This is a genomic window from Microbacterium sp. (genome assembly GCF_051953575.1).
Classification (GTDB): domain Bacteria; phylum Actinomycetota; class Actinomycetes; order Actinomycetales; family Microbacteriaceae; genus Microbacterium.
Window position 1 is genome coordinate 1 of the sequence record NZ_JBQCIP010000053.1, and the last position, 2,730, is coordinate 2,730.

A 2,730-nucleotide genomic window follows, 5' to 3' on the forward strand; every position below is an offset into this window, starting at 1 on the left:
GTCGCCCAGCATCTCCTCCACCGGCGCCCCCGGGAGCGCGGTTGTGGGACCCGGCCCCCCGTCGGGTTGGGGGGGGCGGGGGGCGTGGCGGGGCCCCGCCGTCATGCCTGGCGGGGCTAGACCTCCACCGTGAAGCCGAGATCGATGTCGGCGGCAGGCACGCCGCCGCTGCCCCAGTTCTCGAAGCTGCTCTCATGGAGCAAGATGGACACCTTGTCGCGCGGGATGCCGAGCAGCTCAAGCCGTTCGACGATCTCGCGGTAGAGCGCCCGCTTGGCTTCGAGCGATCGGCCGGGGAAGCAGTCGATCGTGACGCGCGTGTAGGCATCGGCGACGCCGGGTCCCGGCCCGTCCACCATGCGATGGGGCGCATAGGTGGCGACCCGGCTGAAGCGATCCTCGACCGGGATCTTGAACGCGGTGACCAGGCTCGCGTGGACGGCATCCATGAGGGCGACTTCTTCGGCGGGGGAGTAGCCCCGCCGCACTTCGATGAGCACGCTCGGCATGTGCCCACCATAGGGGCAGGACCGCGGCGGGTGGCCGTGGGGATGGATGCCGCGCCGCCGGTTCCGCTAGAGTGAGCGCGATCGGTGCCCCGGCACCCCGGAACGAGAGGAGGTCGCACGATGGCTGCCTTTGACGCGCCCCAGACCCCTGTCCTTCCTTTCGAGGTCGCCCACACCCGTTGACCGTCGGCGGCCTCCTGTTCTGGAGTCCTTCCGATGTCTTCTGCACGCTTCGACGTGTCTTCTTCCGCAGTAACCGCGCCGGACCTCGAGCCCGGCCCCGATCAGCGCTGGTCGACCTGGCCGGCCTCTCCGCCCACTCAGCGCGGCCCGCTGCCTCATCCCGCGTGGGTGGTCACCGCCTCCGGCGCGTTCGACACCGAGCTCGGCGTCGTCAAGACCGGCAAAGAGGCCGACGTCCATCTCATCGAGCGCGCCGTCCCGGGCACCTCTGGAGTGCTGCTGGCGGCGAAGCGCTACCGCAGCACGCATCACAGCGACTTCCACCGTTCCGGGTCGTACGAGGAGGGACGTTCGATGCGCAACACCCGCGACGCCCGCGCGGTGCATCGCAAGACCTCGTACGGCCGCTCCGTCGCGGCCGGTCACTGGGCGGCGAGCGAGTTCGAGGCGCTGTGCCGCGCGTGGCGCGCCGGGGTGCCGGTGCCCTATCCCGTGCAGGTGAGCGACACCGAGGTGCTCATGGAGTTCGTCGGAGACGGCCGCACGGCGGCACCGCGGCTCGCGCAGAGCCGACTGCACGGCGAGGAGCTGCGCGACGCGTTCGACCAGGTCGTCGCGATCCTCGGCGCGTTCGCGCGCGCCGGCTTCGCGCACGGCGACCTCTCGCCGTACAACCTGCTCGACCACCACGGTCGCGTCCTCGTCATCGACCTGCCGCAGATCGTCGATGTCGCTGCGAACCCGCAGGGCTACGACTTCCTGTACCGCGACGTCGTCAACGTGTCGGCGTGGTTCACTCGGCGGGGTCTCGAGAACGACCCCGAAGACGTCTTCGCCGAGCTCGTGGCGATGATGTGGTGAGCCTCGCTCAGGTGGACTCGCGCACGTTCAGGGCCGGCGTGAGCTGGATCCGCTGCGACGGAGCCAGGTCGCCCTGTTCGAGGCGGGCGAGGCACGCCTCGAGCGCGCGGCGGCCCACCGCGAGCTTGGGCGGGGCGATCGCGGTGAGCGGCACCGTCGCGAACGACGCGATCTCGTCGTCGTAGGCGACGATGGCGAAGTCATCGGGCACGCGCAGCCCACGGCCCTCGGCGATGCCGAGAAGGCTGACGGCGAGGTCGTCCGGGAGCACGACCGCGGCGCGGATGCCGGCGTCGAGGCACGCGTCGAGGAAGCCGCGCAGCACGTCGGACGTCGATCCGTCGCCCCACCTCAGCGAGGGCGCGATGACGACCGGGGCATCCACCATTGCGTGGCGCCGGGCGGCACGCGCGTGGCCCTCGGCGACCCACGGCGCGGTCGCCGTCTCTCGCAGCAGCAGTCCGACGCCGCGATGGCCGCGTTCGGCGAGATGGTCGACGGCGAGCTCGGCGCCGAACCCGTGATCCGAGCGCACGGAGTCGACGCGCAGCGCGGTCGGTGCCCCGTCGGCGGACCGCTCGACCAGCACGACCGGCGTGCGGATGTCGGCGATCGCCTCCCATGTCGTGTCGTCGTCGACACCGGGGCGGGCGGTGACGAGCATGATCGCGTCCACGCCACCGGCATCCAGGCGGGCGAGCTGGTGGATCTCTTCGCGAGGGTCGTAGTTGGTGGTTCCGAGGACGATGCGGATGCCGGCGCCCCGGGCCGCCTCGCCGACACCGCGGATGACGGGCGGGAAGTAGTAGGCGGCATCCGGGACGATCAGGCCGATCGTCGCCACCGGACGCGACGAGGACCCGATGCCGCGCGTGCCCACGGCGGGGGCCTCGGCGGTCTCGGGCAGGACCGCCCCGCCGTGGACGCGCCGGATCAGACCGCGCTCGGCCAAGACGGCGAGATCGCGGCGGATCGTCATGCCGCTGAGCTCCGTGCGACGGGCGAAGTCCGCCACTTCGAGGCGGCCCCGCATGACGATCTCGCGGAGGATGCGCTCGCGGCGCTGCTCGGCGATCATCGGCTCACCCTAACGTGTGCGTGCTCGACAGGTGCGTCCGCGTGCGTGAGGGGATCGGCACCCCGTGCATGCGGCCGTGGGGGGGGGGGGGGGGGGGGG

The 2,730-nt window shown here is 71.9% G+C and carries 3 protein-coding genes; 1 reads left to right on the plus strand and 2 read right to left on the minus strand.

The window, feature by feature from the left end; all coding sequences use genetic code 11:
* Positions 1 to 116 precede the first annotated feature (116 nt).
* Positions 117 to 509, minus strand: coding sequence for a tautomerase family protein (locus tag ACTHNQ_RS04035; RefSeq protein WP_440331309.1), 393 nt, complete (start codon positions 507 to 509; stop codon positions 117 to 119).
* A gap of 216 nt (positions 510 to 725) precedes the next feature.
* Between ACTHNQ_RS04035 and ACTHNQ_RS04040 the strand changes: the two genes are divergently transcribed.
* A complete protein-coding gene (locus tag ACTHNQ_RS04040; RefSeq protein ID WP_440331311.1) occupies positions 726 to 1,553 on the plus strand; it encodes a serine protein kinase RIO in 828 nt (275 codons plus the stop codon).
* A 7-nt stretch (positions 1,554 to 1,560) separates the two neighbouring features.
* Here ACTHNQ_RS04040 and ACTHNQ_RS04045 read toward each other — a convergent pair whose 3' ends face one another.
* The gene (locus ACTHNQ_RS04045; RefSeq protein ID WP_440331313.1) at positions 1,561 to 2,631 is read right to left on the minus strand and encodes a substrate-binding domain-containing protein; all 1,071 of its coding nucleotides are present in this window, start codon (positions 2,629 to 2,631) and stop codon (positions 1,561 to 1,563) included.
* Positions 2,632 to 2,730: the final 99 nt, after the last annotated feature.

Coding starts and splice junctions, on each gene's coding strand:
- ACTHNQ_RS04035 (WP_440331309.1), bottom strand. CDS start 509: ATGCCGAGCGTGCTCATCGAAGTGCGGCGGGGCTACTCCCCCGCCGAA.
- ACTHNQ_RS04040 (WP_440331311.1), top strand. CDS start 726: ATGTCTTCTGCACGCTTCGACGTGTCTTCTTCCGCAGTAACCGCGCCG.
- ACTHNQ_RS04045 (WP_440331313.1), bottom strand. CDS start 2,631: ATGATCGCCGAGCAGCGCCGCGAGCGCATCCTCCGCGAGATCGTCATG.